Origin of the sequence: Anaerotignum faecicola, from assembly GCF_003865035.1 — a bacterium.
Lineage (GTDB): Bacteria > Bacillota > Clostridia > Lachnospirales > Anaerotignaceae > Anaerotignum_A > Anaerotignum_A faecicola.
Window position 1 is genome coordinate 563,215 of sequence record NZ_BHVZ01000001.1, and the last position, 13,712, is coordinate 576,926.

A 13,712-nucleotide genomic window follows, 5' to 3' on the forward strand; every position below is an offset into this window, starting at 1 on the left:
TGTTAAGGATTCTTAGGATTTCAGAAGATTACTTCAGTGTTACTTTAGCGCCAACTTCTTCCAGTTTAGCCTTGATTGCTTCTGCATCTTCTTTGGAAGCCTGTTCTTTCAGAACCTTGGGAGCGTTGTCTACAGCTTCCTTAGCTTCTTTCAGACCCAGACCTGTTACTTCACGAACAACCTTGATTACTTTAATCTTTTCGGAACCAACTTCTGTCAGTTCAACGTCAAATTCTGTCTTTTCAGCTGCTGCATCGCCTGCTGCGGGGCCAGCTACTACTGCTACGCCTGCTGCTGCGGATACGCCGAATTCTTCTTCTGCTGCTTTTACCAGATCATTCAGTTCCAGTACTGTCAGTTCTTTTACTGCTGCGATGATTTCTTCGATTGTCAGTTTTGCCATTGTAAAGCACCTCCGATAATATTTATGGTTTATTTTTTCAAGTTTTCTTTGTTTTGCAAATCGCTGTGCCTATGCACATCTTCTTTGCTTATGCGGTTTTCTTTCTAAGATTATTCCGCTGCTGCGTCTTTCTTTGCGATCTGATCGATAACGCGTGCGAAAGAGGACAGGGGGGATTTGAAGCTGCCCAGCAGTTTGGAGAGCAGAACCTCTCTGGAAGGGATATCTGCAATCTTCTTCATGCCTTCTGCGTCATAAACAACGCCTTCAACCACACCTGCTTTGAATTCCAGCTCTTTTACATCCTTTGCTACCTTGTTCAGGATGCTTGCGCCTGCTGTTGCATCTTCATAAGAGAATGCGAATGCGCTGGGACCTGCCAGATATTCATCCAGGCCTTCAAATTCTGTGCCCTGGATTGCAAAATGCATCATTGTATTTTTGTAAACTTTATAATCAACACCTGCATCTCTGAGCTGTTTTCTCAGTGCTGTGTCCTGTTCTACAGTCAAGCCTCTTGCATCAACCATAACTACGGATGCTGCCTTTTCCAGCTTTTCTTTGATTTCGTTTACAACTACCTGTTTCTGTTCAACTTTTGCCATTGTTTCCTTACACCTCCTCGGAATCCTACTTTTGTTTCCTGTCATTGAAAAAGCCTCTTTGCACATAGACAAAGAGGCTGAAACGCTCATAGCAATTTTTCCTCGGCAGGATTTACGCGGCAAACCGCACCTGCTGTCTACGGCAATGATTCAGTTTTTTCATTCAACTTGTTCATTTTACCCTATAAACAAGCGCCTGTCAAGGAATTTTCCAAAGATTATTCGGAAATTTTTGCAGGGTTTACTTTTACGCCGGGGCCCATTGTGGTTGTCAGTACAACGCTCTTCATGTACTGACCCTTTGCAGCCTGGGGTTTTGCTTTTATAATTGCACTCATCAGAGTCTGGAAGTTTTCTGCCAGTTTTTCGGAACCGAAAGATACCTTGCCTACAGGCACATGAATGATGTTTGTCTTATCCAGACGGTATTCGATCTTACCTGCTTTGATGTCATTGATTGCTTTTGTAACATCCATGGTTACTGTGCCTGCCTTGGGGTTGGGCATCAGGCCTTTAGGACCCAGCACACGACCCAGACGGCCAACAACGCCCATCATATCGGGAGTTGCTACTGCAACGTCGAAACCGAACCAGTTTTCATTCTGAATCTTAGGAATCAGATCCTCTGCGCCTACGAAATCCGCACCTGCTGCAAGTGCTTCTTCAGCCTTTGCACCCTTTGCGAATACCAATACACGAACTGTTTTACCTGTACCGTGAGGAAGAACTACGGCACCACGAACCTGCTGATCAGCATGTCTGCTGTCAACACCCAAACGAATATGTGCTTCTACTGTAGCGTCAAATTTTGTAGTAGATGTTTTCTGTACCAGATCGATTGCATCTGCTGCATCATACAGCATTGTGCTATCTACGAGCTTAGCTGCCTCGCTATATTTTTTACCTCTTTTCACTTTCGTGACCTCCTTATGTGGTAGTATCGGGAGAATTCCCTCCCACTCTATACGCCGTAATTTATCTGTTTAAAAATTCGGCTTATTCTTCAACAACGATACCCATGCTTCTAGCTGTGCCACAGATCATGCTGTAAGCTGCTTCAACGTTAGCTGCGTTCAGGTCGGGCATTTTCATTTCAGCGATTTCCATTACTTTTGCCTTGGGCAGTTTTGCAACCTTTGTTTTGTTAGGTGTGCCGGAAGCTGCTTCAATGCCGGCTGCCTTTTTCAGCAGAACTGCTGCGGGGGGTGTTTTTGTAACGAAAGAATAGCTTCTGTCCTGATATACTGTAATAACTACAGGGATGATCAGACCAGCCTGAGATGCTGTTTTTTCATTGAATTCCTTGCAGAAGCCCATGATGTTCACACCATGCTGACCCAGTGCGGGACCAACAGGAGGAGCGGGTGTTGCCTTCGCTGCGGGGATCTGTAATTTAATATAACCTGTTACTTTCTTTGCCATGATGGCACCTCCTATAAATGTGGTAATTAGCGGGGATTTTCCCTCCCACTTGGCAGAATTTTCTGCCGTTTAACAAACAATTAACTAAAAAATGTGTAAGCTTTTTACAGCTTATCAATCTGAGCGAAATCAAGCTCTACCGGTGTCTCTCTGCCAAAGATGGAAAGACTTACGACCAATGTCTTCTTATTGGCATTGATCTCCTGGATCTGGCCAACAGATTCCGCAAAAGGACCTGTAGCAACGCGAACAGTGTCGCCAACTTCTACATCCAGATTTTCCACCTCGCCGCCGATGCCCATTGCACGCACTTCCGCGTCTGTCAGGGGCACGGGTTTGGAGCCCGGACCAACGAAGCTTGTTACGCCTCTTGTGTTACGAACGACATACCATGTCTCGTCATTCATGATCATATTCAGCAGTACATAACCGGGGAAAACTTTACGCTGTACGGTTTTCTTACGGCCATCCTTCATCTCAACAACGTCCTGCAGGGGTACGCTGACCTCGAAAATCTGATCCTGCATCCCTCTGTTTTCCACTGTCTTTTCGATGTTGGCCTTAACCTTGTTTTCGTAGCCGCTGTAGGTATGCACAACATACCATCTTGCCTCATCGGAAATCATTCTGGTTTCTTCTGCTGCAAGGCTTTCTTCTTCGACTTTTGTTTCCTCTGCTTTATTGATTTCTTCAGACATTCTAAACCATCCTTTTTCTATTTGTTTTCCTTATTAACCTAAAAGACCGATGATTGCACTGTAGCCGGCTGTAAACACCGTGTCCATGCAGAAAATAATAACGCCAATGATAAAGGATGTGACAATAACAGTTGCTGTTTTCTTCACAACTTCAATGCGTGTAGGCCACACGATCTTTTTGAACTCTGCTTTGTAATCCGCAAAAGTATCTTTGTCATTGTCTTTCTTTTTTGCTTTTGCCTGAGGAGCTGGCTTTGTTTGCTTCACTTCGTTCGTTTGGTTTGTGATGTTTTTTTCTTCCAATACGTTCACTCCTTAACTACGGAATGTCTCCACACCTCAATTATTTTGTTTCTTTGTGCAGTGTGTGAGATTTGCAGAATTTACAATACTTTTTGATTTCCATTCTGTCAGGCATAACTTTTTTGTCCTTTGTTGTGCTGTAGTTTCTCTGTTTGCACTCTGTGCAAGCCAAGGTAATTCTTGTTCTCAAGGTTTTCACCTCCGTCTCTGATGATGTGTTGTTTGCTTAAAATTCTGTCTGCCGAAAATTTTCTCAGCACACAAAAAAAAGACCTGCGTCTTCTCATAAAGAATAGCACAAGGTCCTCCTCTTGTCAACCGAAAATCCGGAAAAGCCCGTTATTTTCAGGCTTTTTACTGTTTTTTCCGGTCTGATTTATCGTTTTTCGGGAATTTTTTACTGATTTTTCATAAAATCCTCCAGTGCCAGCGCCAGCTGGTCGGGGCAGCTTGTGGTTCTTCTGCCGCAGGTAATGCCCTTCAGCTTCTTTGCCACCTCCTCAGGCTTCTGTCCCTCTACAAGTGCCGCAATGCCCTTGTGGTTGCCATCACAGCCGCCTAAAAATGCAACGTTTTTCACTACGCCGTCCTCCACATCAAATTCAATGCGAACCGCGCAGGTGCCCTTTGTGTTATATTTTACATGCATCCCTTTCTTCCTCCTTCTCTCTTATCCAAAAGAAAATACCACATTTCCCGCCTGATTTCAACTTTATTTTCGGCTTTTCCCAATCAGATAGGTAAGAAAGAACAGTACCGCCGCAGTCAGCACCATCGTTGCCCCCGCAGAGGTGCCGCAGGAATAGGAAACCCATAAGCCCACAACGGAAGAAAGCAAGCCAAACACAGTCGCAGTCCAATGATAGCTTCCGGCAGAGGAAGTAATATTTCTTGCTGCCGCCGCCGGCAGAATCAGAAGCGAGTTAATCATCAGTATCCCCACCCAGCGGATGGAAACCATAACCGCAACCGCAACCATTATCACAAATATATTTTCCACCAGCATCACGCGCACACCGCGGCTTGCCGCCAGAGAGCGGTTCACACTCAGCAGCAGCAGCTGATTATACAGCAATGCCCACAGCACATACGCCGCAACAAGCACAATCCCTATCGTCCATAAATCCTTCCGCCCGACCGTCAGAATATCCCCAATCAAATAGGAGGAATATTTTGCGAAGCCGCCTCTGGCGGAAAGAATCACAATCCCCAACGCCATTGCCGCTGAGGAAAATACACTGATGACCGTATCCGAGGAAACCATATTTGCGGATTTCACCTTTGTAATCACCAGACCAAGGAAAATCCCGAAGGCAAGCATCGCAAGCAGAGGCTCCTGCATCCCCAGCAAAACCCCAAGCCCTATGCCCGTAAAGGCACTATGCCCCAGTGCATCCGAGAAAAACGCCATTTTGTTGTTAACCGCCATCGTCCCAAGCAGAGCAAACAGCGGCGCAATCAAGACCGCCGCCAGAAAGGCGTGCCTCATAAAGTCATATTGAAGCATCGGAAATATCGTCAAAAGCTGCATCACTTCGCCACCTCCTCAAAGGAAAACCCAAACGCCTCCCGAAATGCGTCTGTTGCAAAAACCTTGTTCGCATCGCCCTGTGCCACAACGGTTTTATCCAGCAGCACCACACGGTCGGCATATTTGCGAATCAATCCCAAGTCATGCGAAACCAGAAGGATTGCCATGTGCTGCTTATCCCTCAGCTCTGTCACTCTTTTGTAAAACAGGTCAAGCCCTGCCATATCCACACCGGAAACAGGCTCGTCCAAAACCAGTAAATCAGGAACCGGATCGGTTGCCAGTGCCAGAAGCACCCGCTGCAGTTCACCGCCGCTCAGTGCCCCCAGTCTGCGCTCCGCCAAATACCCACATTCCATGTCCTCCAGAATCTCTCGGATATGCGCCTGCATTTTTTTCTGCTTGCCAAACCAGACAGGACTGCCGCCCTTCGCCGCTGCAATAAAATCCGAAACGGAAATGGGCATACTCTTGTCAAAATCCAAATGCTGCGGCACATAGCCAATCCGCGGCATCGGCAGCACAACACCATGGTGGTCTGTAAAGGAAATGCTCCCTTTATAGTGCCGTTCTCCCAAAAGGGTACGCAGCAGCGTGGTTTTCCCTGCGCCGTTTTTCCCGATTAGGGCTGTCAGCTCACCACAGTGAAACGTCAGATTGATGTTGTCAAGCAATATATCCTCGCCGCTCGTCACGCTGATATTTTTCATTTCAATGCTGCAAAGTCCGCAGCTGTTATGGTTGCTCATGTCGCCGCCTCCTTCCAATGCTGTGCAACAGCCTGTATATTTCTTCTCATTCGCTCAGTATAAGAGGGGTTTCCTTCTGCCGCCGTTGTCAGTGGGTCTAAGAGCGTAATCGTTTCGCCCGTTTCCTGCGCCAGTGTTTCGGCATAAATCCTGCCGTCATCTGCCGCCGTCAGAAAGAATTGTATCTTATGTTCCCTCGCCTCGTCCGCCGCTTCGGTCAGCTCCTTCGCAGAAGGCACTTGATATTCGTCCACAAAAATACCGCTTGCAATTTCCATCCCAAACAGCTCCGCAAAGTATGCAAAGCCCTCATGGAATACCTCTGCTTCCGTGCCTTCCGGCAAATTCAGCTGCGCCGCCTCCTGCAAAAGCGCATCCGTTTCCGCCTTGAACCTCGCCGCATTTTCCGCAAAAACAGCCGCGTCCGCCTGATCCATCTCGCTTAATGCCGCCGCAATGTTTTCTGCCTGCTGCGCCGCCCTTGCAGGGGAAAGCCAAATGTGGGAATTGCCCTCATGTTCATGCTCCTGCTCGTGTTCATGCGCTTCCGCTTCTTCCTCCTCATCATGGTGATGATGTTCTTCTTCCTCTAACAAAGCAATCCCCTCGGAGGTATCTACCACCGTCAGTTCGGGATATCGTTCCAGCGCCTGCTCCAGAAAGCTTTCCATGCCGCCGCCGTTGATGATGAATATATCCGCCGTTTCCAACAGCTTCATATCCGAAATGGATAATTCATAATCATGCAGACAGCCCGTCTGCGGCTGTGCCATGTTTTCCAATCTGATTCCCTCTGCTCCCTGCACAATCTCCTGCGCCAGCAAATAAACAGGGTAAAAGCTAGTCACGACCGTCAATTTATCTGTTTCTTCGGTTTTATTTTTTTCCGTGCCGCATGCCGTAAAAAGCAAGGCTGACAGCAAAAACAGCACAATTCCCTTTTTTTTCATATTCTCTCCGCCATTTCGCCTGAATTTCTTATTGCAAATCATTTGCAATTAGATATGATAGCATTGTATACAATCATCTTTCTCTTGTCAAGCGTCCGCTTTCCCGATATGATGAGAATAGCATTTAATTTTTCTTTTGAAAGGAGCTCACCCATGATTCGTAAATATAAAAACCTGATTCCCAAAGTCCCCGCAAGCTGTTTCATTTTCCCTACCGCAGAAATCATCGGCAGTGTGGAGCTGGGCGAGGATGTCATTGTCTATCCCGGTACGGTTGTGCGTGCAGGCTATGGAAAAATCACCATTGGCAACAAAACAAATTTACAGGAAAACGTCACCTTCCATGTAGAAACGGGTTACGATATCCATATCGGCGCAGGTGTCACCATCGGGCATAACGCCATTATCCATGGCTGCACCATTCATGATAACGTCCTCGTCGGCATGGGCGCAATCATTCAAGAGGGCGCAGTCATCGAGGAGAACTGCTTCATCGGCGCAGGCGCAATCGTCAAACGCGGTATGCGCATCCCCAAGGGGCACATGGCGTATGGCATCCCCTGTCGCATCGTCCGCCCCATCACGCAGGCGGAATATGATGAAATCCGCATTTCCACGCAGGAATATCAGGAATATAAGGCAGAATACGAAAGACAGGAGCAGGAAAATGACAGCCTTCTGTAAGAAGAAACCCTCCTTTTCTTTTTCAAAAAACCCATGACTTTCTGCCTTTTAATAGCTTTTTCTCATAAAAACATGAAATACACCTTGCAAATTACATTGTTCTGCGATAAAATAGGCATGTAAAAAGATGAAGGAGGTGTTTCCAATGGCTCATAAAATCGGTCCCGAATGCATCGGTTGTGGCGCTTGCGCAGGCGGCTGCCCTACAGGTTGCATCCATGAAGACGGCGGTGTTTACGTTATCAACGCTGCTGAATGCATCGACTGCGGTACTTGTGCAGGCAACTGTCCCACAGGCGCAATCAAAGCTGAATAATTTTTACTTAAAGCGAAAAAGTGAGCCGTCAGGCTCACTTTTTTTGTCTTTTTTTGTCTGAATAAGTCAAAAATCTGTTTTTGTCTTAATTGAGTATGCTTCCTTTTCCTCTTATGTCAAAAGAATTGCCTTCCCCATCGCAAAGGAATAAAGATAGGTCTCCCGAATGGAAATCCCCATTGCTCTCTCCAGCGCCGTCCGGTACAACTCCAGCTGGATGCGGTATCGCGCCTTCAGATCTTCTTCATCGTAAATGCGGTCACTCTTATAGTCAATCAGAATCCCGACATCTTTTTCCGTAAAGTAGCAGTCAATAATCCCGTTTACCAGAATTTCGTCCGTCACCTCTCGATATTCCTCCCCGAAGAATACTTCCTTCGGCTGCATCAGCACAGAAAACGGGCGTTCCTTCTCTATCCTCTCAGCCCCACGCAGCCGTTCCGCCAGTTCGGACTCGAAAAATTGCAGAAGCTCCCTTCTCCGAAGATATTTTCCTTCTTCCTCCGTCAGTCTGCCTCTCTGCACCAGCTCCGCCGTCAAGCTGTCAATTTCCTCCCTCGTATATTTCTTCCGAAAATCCGCTTCTTCCATAAAGGTGTGCATCGCCGTACCCATCTCGGCACTGCTCAGCTTCCGCTTTTCCGCAAAATCGGGCAGTCTGATTTCCTGATGTGCAGGCATAATGATTTCGCCTGTCATTTCCTCCTGATATTTCCGCTTGATTTCCGAAATGGAAAGCTTCGCAGGCAGCCTTGTTTCCTTCCCATGGGGATATTGCCAGCTTAAAATGCGGAAAACCGCCTGCCGCTCCTCCGTCATTTCCGCAGGGCTTTCCCATGCCGCAAAAAAATCCCGCTGTTCCTCGGCAGTCTTCTGCTCCTGCGCCGTTTCCTGCAAGGCCTCGTCCTTTGTCATGCAGGAAAGCCTCCATGCCGATTCCTCCGCAGAAAAAACACACTGCTTCGGCAATCCGTCCTCCCATTCTGCCGTAAGCCGCTCTCTCGCAGGGTGCCGCAGATAGGCAGGCATCACCCAGTCCAGATAGCTTTTCGCGCGCCGCAGACGGGATGCAGGCAGAATCTCCGTATCGCAGTCCGCCGTACTGCCCCATTTCAGAAACGCCTTTTCAAAATCCTTCATCGTTCCCGTCAGAATCAGCTTTTCCTTTGCACGCGTCAGCGCCACATAAAGCACGCGCAGCTCCTCTGCAAGGTTTTCCTCTCTGATTGCCTCTGCCAGCGCACGCTTTGCCAGTGTGCGGTAGGAAACCCGTTTTTCGATATCCGTATAATCCATACCGCAGCCCCATTTCTGGTGCAGCAGCACCGCACTGCGGATATCCAGCTCATTAAAGCTTTTCCCCATATCCGCCACAAAAACCACAGGAAATTCCAGACCCTTGCTCTTGTGAATCGTCATCACCTGCATCCGATCCTCGCCCTCGGTCGGCAGCTTTGCGGAAGATGTTTCCGCCTCCGCCGTTTTCATATCCTCCACATAGCGGATGAAATAAAACAGTCCCCTATGGCTGCCCTTCTCGTATTGCTCCGCCTTTTCCAGCAAAAGCCGCAGATTCGCCTGCCTGAGCGTACCCCCTGCCGTCACACTCAGATAATCATAATACCCCGTTTCCCGGTACAGCAGCCGCAGCAGCTCATGCAGAGAAAAATTCCGCACCTCGTTCCGCCAATGTGTTAAATCTGCAAGAAAAGCAGAAATCCGCGCGCGCAGTGCCGCATCCTCGCCCTCCTGCAAATAACGCCACAGGCAGTCATAATACAATCCCTTGCCGCCCTGCAACCGAATCTGCATCAACGCATCCGCAGAAAAATCATAAATGGGCGAGTGTAAAATCGAAAGCAGGGGAATATCCTGTCTGGGGTTATCCAACAGCCGCAGCAAATGCAGCATGGTTTCTACCTCCGGCACCTCAAAATAGCCCTCCGCCGTTTCCGCATAATAGGGCATCCCTGCCTTGCCGAATACATCATCCAGCACACTGCTCCAATTCTTCATGGAGCGCAGCAGAATCGCAATATCCCCATACCGCAGGGGGCGATATGCGCCTGTTTTCTTATCCACAACCTGATAGCTGCTTTCCATCAGAGCGCGAATCCTTGCGGCAATCGCGGTCGCCTCCACCTGCCGTCTGTCCAGCTCTTTCAGTTCCTCCGAAAGCTCGGAATCCTCTGCCTCCGCTGTCGCAATCAGAAGAATCTCATTCTCGCCGCCGTGCGGCTCTGCGCAGTCGGGGAACGTCATTCCTGCATATAATGCCGCCGCATCATCGTATGCAATGTCCCCGAATTCCTTCTGCATGATCTGGCGAAAAATAAAATTCACGCCATCCAATATATTTTTACGGCTGCGGAAGTTCTTGGAAAGCACGATTTTCCGTTCCTTCCGTCCCTCCTCCGCAGGATACCGCTGATATTTCTCATTGAATAATTCGGGCATCGCCTGACGGAAGCGATAAATGCTCTGCTTCACATCGCCCACCATAAACCGATTATTCTCGCCGATGCTTTCGCCCGAAACTGCCGCCAGAATCGTTTCCTGCACTAAGTTACTGTCCTGATATTCGTCAATCATGATTTCATCATACCGCTGCCGCAGCTCTGCCGCCGCTTCTGTCGGCGTACCATCCTCGTTCACCAGAATCTCCAGTGCAAAATGCTCATAATCATGGAAATCTATCATATTCTTTTCCCGCTTTGCCGCCGCAAAGGCATCCAGAAACAGCTTCGTCAGCCGCGCAAGCCCCTGCGCAACGGGATACATCCGCCGCACCAGGTCTGCCTGCATTTCGGGGCTATAAGCAAAAATCGTCTCCTGCAATTTTTTAATTGTATCCTTCGCTTCGTTTCGCAATGCCTTAATGCGCTCCGCCGTTTCCTTTTCCTCGCCGCGGTAGGCAGGCAGGCGCGCAAAATCAATCGCAAGATACGCCAGCCGCCAGTCGGCATACTTTTTCTGCAATGCCGCCGCAAAATTCTCCACCATCGCGACCTCGTTCGTCAAAAGCTTATGATAGCCGCCAAATTCGCCCTCATCTGCCATCTGCCATGCCTTTTTCAGCTGATAGCGCGCATAGTCCAGAGCAGTCTCCACGCTCTGCCGAATCAGCAAAAACCAGCCGCAGGCATCTACCGTTTCCCCCTCCGCAAGGAAAAGGCTCTCCGCCAGCTGCTCTAACTGCCGTTTCGGGTTCGGGCTGCCCTCCGCAAAGGTATACAGCTGCAAAACCAAATCCTGCAAGGGCGTATCCTTCGTGGAGGAGGAAAAGGTTTCCAACAAATCAAAAAACCACTGGCTGTCCTCTGCCGCATAAAGCGTCTCGAATAGTTCCTCCAGCACCTCCTTCTGCAGCAGCTTGATTTCCGCAGGGTCGGCAGTGCGCACCTTCGGGTCAAGCTCCAACAAATGATAATATTCCCGAATCACCTGCAAGCAGAAGGCATGGATAGTCTTGATATCTGCCCTTGGCAAAAACGCCATCTGGTTTTGCAAATGGATATCTTCGGGCGTTTCCTCCAGCTGCTTCGCAATCGCCACGCCAATCCTCTGCCGCATTTCGGATGCCGCCGCATTCGTAAACGTCACCACAAGCAGTCTGTCTATTTCCTGCCCCTCCCGCAAAAGCTTCGTAATAATGCGCTCCACGAGAACCGCCGTTTTGCCGCTGCCTGCCGCCGCCGCAATCAGCAAATCACTGCCCCTCGCATCAATCGCCTGTTTCTGCTCTTTTGTCCATCTGTTTGCCATCGCCGTTCCTCCCCACACTGCCCCCTCGGCTTACTGCGCCCGTTTCAAGCGGATGTGAAAGGGAACATAGCCCGTAAAGGAGCTCATAAAACTACTATAGGAATTATACCAGAAATTCCCGATGAATGCGAAGGAAAAACCACTCAGGGCTCTGTCACCGAATAAATACCGCGCCGTTGTTTTATGAAATAGCTCCTGAAAGCCGCTCTGATACAGCTCCGCACAGCAGTGTAGGAGCTCTGTCAGCTTCCTCTCCTGTCCACTCAGCGAAAAAACCGCTGTTAACCCTGTCCACATGCGTGTCCAGTCCAGTCCACTTTTCCTACGGCGGACCGTGCGAATCGTATGATAAATTGCTGCCAGCTTAAAAAAACGGTCAAGCGTTTTTTCATCCATTCGCCCCAGATTTTCCCGAAAATAGTTATACGCAAGCGGCGTTTCCAGAAAAACCTCATACGCATCTGCCGCCGTGCTTTCCACGCACTGCGCGAAAAATGCCCGCAAAAACGCATCCTCCAGCGCATACGCCCGCGCCGAAAGCCGCTCCCGTTCCGCCTCAATCCAAAGCGCCAGCTGCTCTTCCTTCTTTCTTTTTTTCCACATAAAAAATCACCTCCCCTTTATTGTAAAAGGAAAGGTGTGGCAGCTCCTGTTTTTTCTCCGCAAAATCAGACAGGCTCCCGCAAAATACGGGAGCCGCAGAATATTAGGTCGAAAACAGGGTTTCGACTTGTTGAAACAGCCTTTCTGTCGGGTTATCAGCACCCGCAGGCATTGCCGATGCTGTTGCTCTTGTTGTTGCCGCAGCAGCACAGCAAAATCAGAATCCACAGCCAGGAGCTGCTGTCGCCCCAGCTGCCGCAGCCATCATTATTGCCGCAGCAGCACAACAGAAGCAAGATCCAGATGATGTTTTCGTTCCCACAACCAAATCCACACATAATAAAATACCTCCTTAAGATAAAAGCATTCTTGTTACACTCCTATCCTATGAGGTATTTTGGAATTTCTTGCCTGTCTTGCTTTCGTTTTCCTGCGAAAAAAATTACTTCGGCAGAATCAAATCATTGATGCTGATGTCCACCGTAAAGCCGCCCATTTCATCCGCAATGCTGACCAGCCTGATGCTTTCTTCATCCACAAAATGCAGTACATGTGTCATTTTATTTATTTCCCCCAGAGAAACCAGATCTGCTTCCTCCGCAATGCCGTAGAAAAATGCCTGCATTCCGTTTCTGCGATAAAGCTCCATGATGGATAATGCAGCATCATAGCCTGCCTCTGTGCAGGTGAAAAGCGCCTTTGTCTGCACCTCTGCCATAAAATCATCCCTTCTTCTTTTCCACAAGCAGCTTTTCCAGCTCGTCAATAAAGGTATTGATATCCTTGAACTGACGATAAACCGATGCAAAGCGCACATACGCCACCTCGTCTACCTCTTTCAGACGATCCATCACCATATTGCCAATCTGCTTGCTTTCTACCTCTCTCTCACCCAGACCCATCAGCGTATTTTCAATATCATCCGCCAGCTCCTGAATTTGCTGTGCCGTAACGGGACGCTTGTTGCAGGATTTCATTACACCGTTGATAATCTTGGTTTTGTCGAAAATTTCTCTTGTACCATCATTTTTAATCACCGTAATCGGAATCATATCAATCCGCTCATATGTAGTGAAACGCTTGCCGCAGCTTTCGCAAAGGCGGCGGCGACGAATGACTGAGTTATCCTCCTGTCCGCGGGAATCGATTACCTTTGTATCATTATAATTGCAAAAAGGGCATTTCAAAGCCATTTCCTCCTTTAAATAGCATATAAACAGCATAAAAATCTATTCTTCAGTATAAAGGAGATTCTGCCGCAGGTCAACACCCGTCAGTCCCCATCTGTTCTTAGGATTTCCTCTCCATCCACCTCCACAAGAATGATATCGTCACCGATGCGGCGAATACACCGCCAAGGCACGAAAAATGCCCGTTCCTTTCCGAAGAAATTCCACTTACTGCCACATTCCGGAATGATCAATGTGCAGATTTTTCCGGAAATCGCATCCATCTCCAAATCGCAGACGCACCCCAACCGCCTTCCGTCGCAGATATTGATGACTTCCTTCTCCTGTAAGCAGGAAAACCGTTCCCATTTCATTTTTCTCTCCCCCATTTTTGGTAATCTTTTTTAATTTTATGCGAAAAAAGTCCGTCCGAAGGCTCACTTTCGGCAATCTGTTTAAATTCATATTTTTCACACTGTTCCTCTTGACGAGTTTCTTTGAATGCCATACAATA

The 13,712-nt window shown here is 48.3% G+C and carries 20 protein-coding genes and 1 other annotated feature; of the genes, 2 read left to right on the forward strand and 18 right to left on the reverse strand.

The features are described from left to right. Nucleotides 1-28: 28 nt before the first annotated feature. From rplL to EJE48_RS02700, 11 genes are all read right to left on the reverse strand, one after another. Nucleotides 29-394, reverse strand: a complete 366-nt coding sequence (rplL, locus tag EJE48_RS02650; protein WP_174707771.1) for a 50S ribosomal protein L7/L12 — start codon at nucleotides 392-394, stop codon at nucleotides 29-31. A gap of 119 nt (nucleotides 395-513) precedes the next feature. Beyond that, nucleotides 514-1,008, reverse strand: coding sequence for a 50S ribosomal protein L10 (rplJ, locus tag EJE48_RS02655; protein WP_016407502.1), 495 nt, complete (start codon nucleotides 1,006-1,008; stop codon nucleotides 514-516). 37 nt (nucleotides 1,009-1,045) lie between these two features. Next, nucleotides 1,046-1,169, reverse strand: a sequence feature (ribosomal protein L10 leader region). A gap of 57 nt (nucleotides 1,170-1,226) precedes the next feature. Next, the gene (gene rplA, locus EJE48_RS02660; RefSeq protein ID WP_016407503.1) at nucleotides 1,227-1,922 is read right to left on the reverse strand and encodes a 50S ribosomal protein L1; all 696 of its coding nucleotides are present in this window, start codon (nucleotides 1,920-1,922) and stop codon (nucleotides 1,227-1,229) included. An 82-nt stretch (nucleotides 1,923-2,004) separates the two neighbouring features. Continuing rightward, on the reverse strand, nucleotides 2,005-2,430 hold the full coding sequence (rplK, locus tag EJE48_RS02665; RefSeq protein WP_016407504.1) for a 50S ribosomal protein L11: 426 nt from the start codon (nucleotides 2,428-2,430) through the stop codon (nucleotides 2,005-2,007). 104 nt (nucleotides 2,431-2,534) lie between these two features. Beyond that, nucleotides 2,535-3,056 (reverse strand): transcription termination/antitermination protein NusG, encoded by a 522-nt coding sequence (gene nusG / locus EJE48_RS02670; RefSeq protein WP_118580461.1) that lies wholly within the window; start codon nucleotides 3,054-3,056, stop codon nucleotides 2,535-2,537. Nucleotides 3,057-3,161: 105 nt separating this feature from the next. Further along, nucleotides 3,162-3,431, reverse strand: a complete 270-nt coding sequence (secE, locus tag EJE48_RS02675; RefSeq protein ID WP_016407506.1) for a preprotein translocase subunit SecE — start codon at nucleotides 3,429-3,431, stop codon at nucleotides 3,162-3,164. A gap of 40 nt (nucleotides 3,432-3,471) precedes the next feature. Further along, nucleotides 3,472-3,621, reverse strand: a complete 150-nt coding sequence (gene rpmG / locus EJE48_RS02680; protein ID WP_118579801.1) for a 50S ribosomal protein L33 — start codon at nucleotides 3,619-3,621, stop codon at nucleotides 3,472-3,474. Between the two features lie 207 nt (nucleotides 3,622-3,828). Then, nucleotides 3,829-4,080, reverse strand: coding sequence for a TIGR03905 family TSCPD domain-containing protein (locus EJE48_RS02685; protein WP_016407507.1), 252 nt, complete (start codon nucleotides 4,078-4,080; stop codon nucleotides 3,829-3,831). A 63-nt stretch (nucleotides 4,081-4,143) separates the two neighbouring features. Further along, the gene (locus EJE48_RS02690) at nucleotides 4,144-4,962 is read right to left on the reverse strand and encodes a metal ABC transporter permease (protein ID WP_118579804.1); all 819 of its coding nucleotides are present in this window, start codon (nucleotides 4,960-4,962) and stop codon (nucleotides 4,144-4,146) included. Further along, a complete protein-coding gene (locus tag EJE48_RS02695; protein WP_016407509.1) occupies nucleotides 4,962-5,711 on the reverse strand; it encodes a metal ABC transporter ATP-binding protein in 750 nt (249 codons plus the stop codon). The genes EJE48_RS02690 and EJE48_RS02695 overlap by 1 nt, the downstream gene beginning before the upstream one ends. Continuing rightward, on the reverse strand, nucleotides 5,708-6,661 hold the full coding sequence (locus EJE48_RS02700) for a metal ABC transporter substrate-binding protein (RefSeq protein ID WP_160117301.1): 954 nt from the start codon (nucleotides 6,659-6,661) through the stop codon (nucleotides 5,708-5,710). Before EJE48_RS02700 ends, EJE48_RS02695 begins: the two co-directional genes overlap by 4 nt. 153 nt (nucleotides 6,662-6,814) lie before the next feature. On the opposite strand from EJE48_RS02700, the gene EJE48_RS02705 reads away from it, so the two are divergent. Both EJE48_RS02705 and EJE48_RS02710 read left to right on the forward strand, forming a co-directional pair. Beyond that, the gene (locus EJE48_RS02705; protein WP_118579810.1) at nucleotides 6,815-7,345 is read left to right on the forward strand and encodes a gamma carbonic anhydrase family protein; all 531 of its coding nucleotides are present in this window, start codon (nucleotides 6,815-6,817) and stop codon (nucleotides 7,343-7,345) included. 145 nt (nucleotides 7,346-7,490) lie between these two features. Next, nucleotides 7,491-7,661, forward strand: coding sequence for a DUF362 domain-containing protein (locus EJE48_RS02710; RefSeq protein ID WP_016407512.1), 171 nt, complete (start codon nucleotides 7,491-7,493; stop codon nucleotides 7,659-7,661). Between the two features lie 111 nt (nucleotides 7,662-7,772). Here EJE48_RS02710 and addA read toward each other — a convergent pair whose 3' ends face one another. From addA to EJE48_RS12235, 7 genes are all read right to left on the reverse strand, one after another. Further along, nucleotides 7,773-11,426 (reverse strand): helicase-exonuclease AddAB subunit AddA, encoded by a 3,654-nt coding sequence (gene addA, locus EJE48_RS02715; protein WP_118579813.1) that lies wholly within the window; start codon nucleotides 11,424-11,426, stop codon nucleotides 7,773-7,775. 30 nt (nucleotides 11,427-11,456) lie between these two features. Continuing rightward, on the reverse strand, nucleotides 11,457-12,029 hold the full coding sequence (locus EJE48_RS02720; protein WP_118579816.1) for a hypothetical protein: 573 nt from the start codon (nucleotides 12,027-12,029) through the stop codon (nucleotides 11,457-11,459). 155 nt (nucleotides 12,030-12,184) lie between these two features. Next, nucleotides 12,185-12,367 carry a chorion class high-cysteine HCB protein 13 gene (locus tag EJE48_RS02725; protein WP_118579819.1) on the reverse strand — a complete coding sequence of 61 codons (183 nt, stop codon included), beginning with the start codon at nucleotides 12,365-12,367 and terminating at the stop codon, nucleotides 12,185-12,187. Between the two features lie 104 nt (nucleotides 12,368-12,471). Then, nucleotides 12,472-12,747, reverse strand: a complete 276-nt coding sequence (locus EJE48_RS02730; protein WP_016407516.1) for a hypothetical protein — start codon at nucleotides 12,745-12,747, stop codon at nucleotides 12,472-12,474. Nucleotides 12,748-12,751: 4 nt separating this feature from the next. Next, on the reverse strand, nucleotides 12,752-13,216 hold the full coding sequence (gene nrdR / locus EJE48_RS02735; RefSeq protein WP_118579822.1) for a transcriptional regulator NrdR: 465 nt from the start codon (nucleotides 13,214-13,216) through the stop codon (nucleotides 12,752-12,754). An 86-nt stretch (nucleotides 13,217-13,302) separates the two neighbouring features. Further along, complete coding sequence (locus EJE48_RS02740; RefSeq protein ID WP_016407518.1) at nucleotides 13,303-13,572, reverse strand: YlmC/YmxH family sporulation protein; 270 nt, start codon at nucleotides 13,570-13,572, stop codon at nucleotides 13,303-13,305. Further along, on the reverse strand, nucleotides 13,569-13,706 hold the full coding sequence (locus EJE48_RS12235) for a hypothetical protein (RefSeq protein WP_160117302.1): 138 nt from the start codon (nucleotides 13,704-13,706) through the stop codon (nucleotides 13,569-13,571). The genes EJE48_RS02740 and EJE48_RS12235 overlap by 4 nt, the downstream gene beginning before the upstream one ends. Nucleotides 13,707-13,712 lie beyond the last annotated feature (6 nt).

Excerpts from the sequence above, each read along its gene's own strand:
- EJE48_RS02740 (WP_016407518.1), bottom strand. The coding sequence starts at position 13,572 with ATGAAATGGGAACGGTTTTCCTGCTTACAGGAGAAGGAAGTCATCAAT.
- EJE48_RS02705 (WP_118579810.1), top strand. The coding sequence starts at position 6,815 with ATGATTCGTAAATATAAAAACCTGATTCCCAAAGTCCCCGCAAGCTGT.
- EJE48_RS02695 (WP_016407509.1), bottom strand. The coding sequence starts at position 5,711 with ATGAGCAACCATAACAGCTGCGGACTTTGCAGCATTGAAATGAAAAAT.
- addA (WP_118579813.1), bottom strand. The coding sequence starts at position 11,426 with ATGGCAAACAGATGGACAAAAGAGCAGAAACAGGCGATTGATGCGAGG.
- EJE48_RS02730 (WP_016407516.1), bottom strand. The coding sequence starts at position 12,747 with ATGGCAGAGGTGCAGACAAAGGCGCTTTTCACCTGCACAGAGGCAGGC.
- rplK (WP_016407504.1), bottom strand. The coding sequence starts at position 2,430 with ATGGCAAAGAAAGTAACAGGTTATATTAAATTACAGATCCCCGCAGCG.
- EJE48_RS02720 (WP_118579816.1), bottom strand. The coding sequence starts at position 12,029 with ATGTGGAAAAAAAGAAAGAAGGAAGAGCAGCTGGCGCTTTGGATTGAG.
- nusG (WP_118580461.1), bottom strand. The coding sequence starts at position 3,056 with ATGATTTCCGATGAGGCAAGATGGTATGTTGTGCATACCTACAGCGGC.
- EJE48_RS02690 (WP_118579804.1), bottom strand. The coding sequence starts at position 4,962 with ATGCAGCTTTTGACGATATTTCCGATGCTTCAATATGACTTTATGAGG.
- EJE48_RS12235 (WP_160117302.1), bottom strand. The coding sequence starts at position 13,706 with ATGGCATTCAAAGAAACTCGTCAAGAGGAACAGTGTGAAAAATATGAA.
- EJE48_RS02700 (WP_160117301.1), bottom strand. The coding sequence starts at position 6,661 with ATGAAAAAAAAGGGAATTGTGCTGTTTTTGCTGTCAGCCTTGCTTTTT.
- EJE48_RS02710 (WP_016407512.1), top strand. The coding sequence starts at position 7,491 with ATGGCTCATAAAATCGGTCCCGAATGCATCGGTTGTGGCGCTTGCGCA.
- rplJ (WP_016407502.1), bottom strand. The coding sequence starts at position 1,008 with ATGGCAAAAGTTGAACAGAAACAGGTAGTTGTAAACGAAATCAAAGAA.
- EJE48_RS02685 (WP_016407507.1), bottom strand. The coding sequence starts at position 4,080 with ATGCATGTAAAATATAACACAAAGGGCACCTGCGCGGTTCGCATTGAA.
- EJE48_RS02725 (WP_118579819.1), bottom strand. The coding sequence starts at position 12,367 with ATGTGTGGATTTGGTTGTGGGAACGAAAACATCATCTGGATCTTGCTT.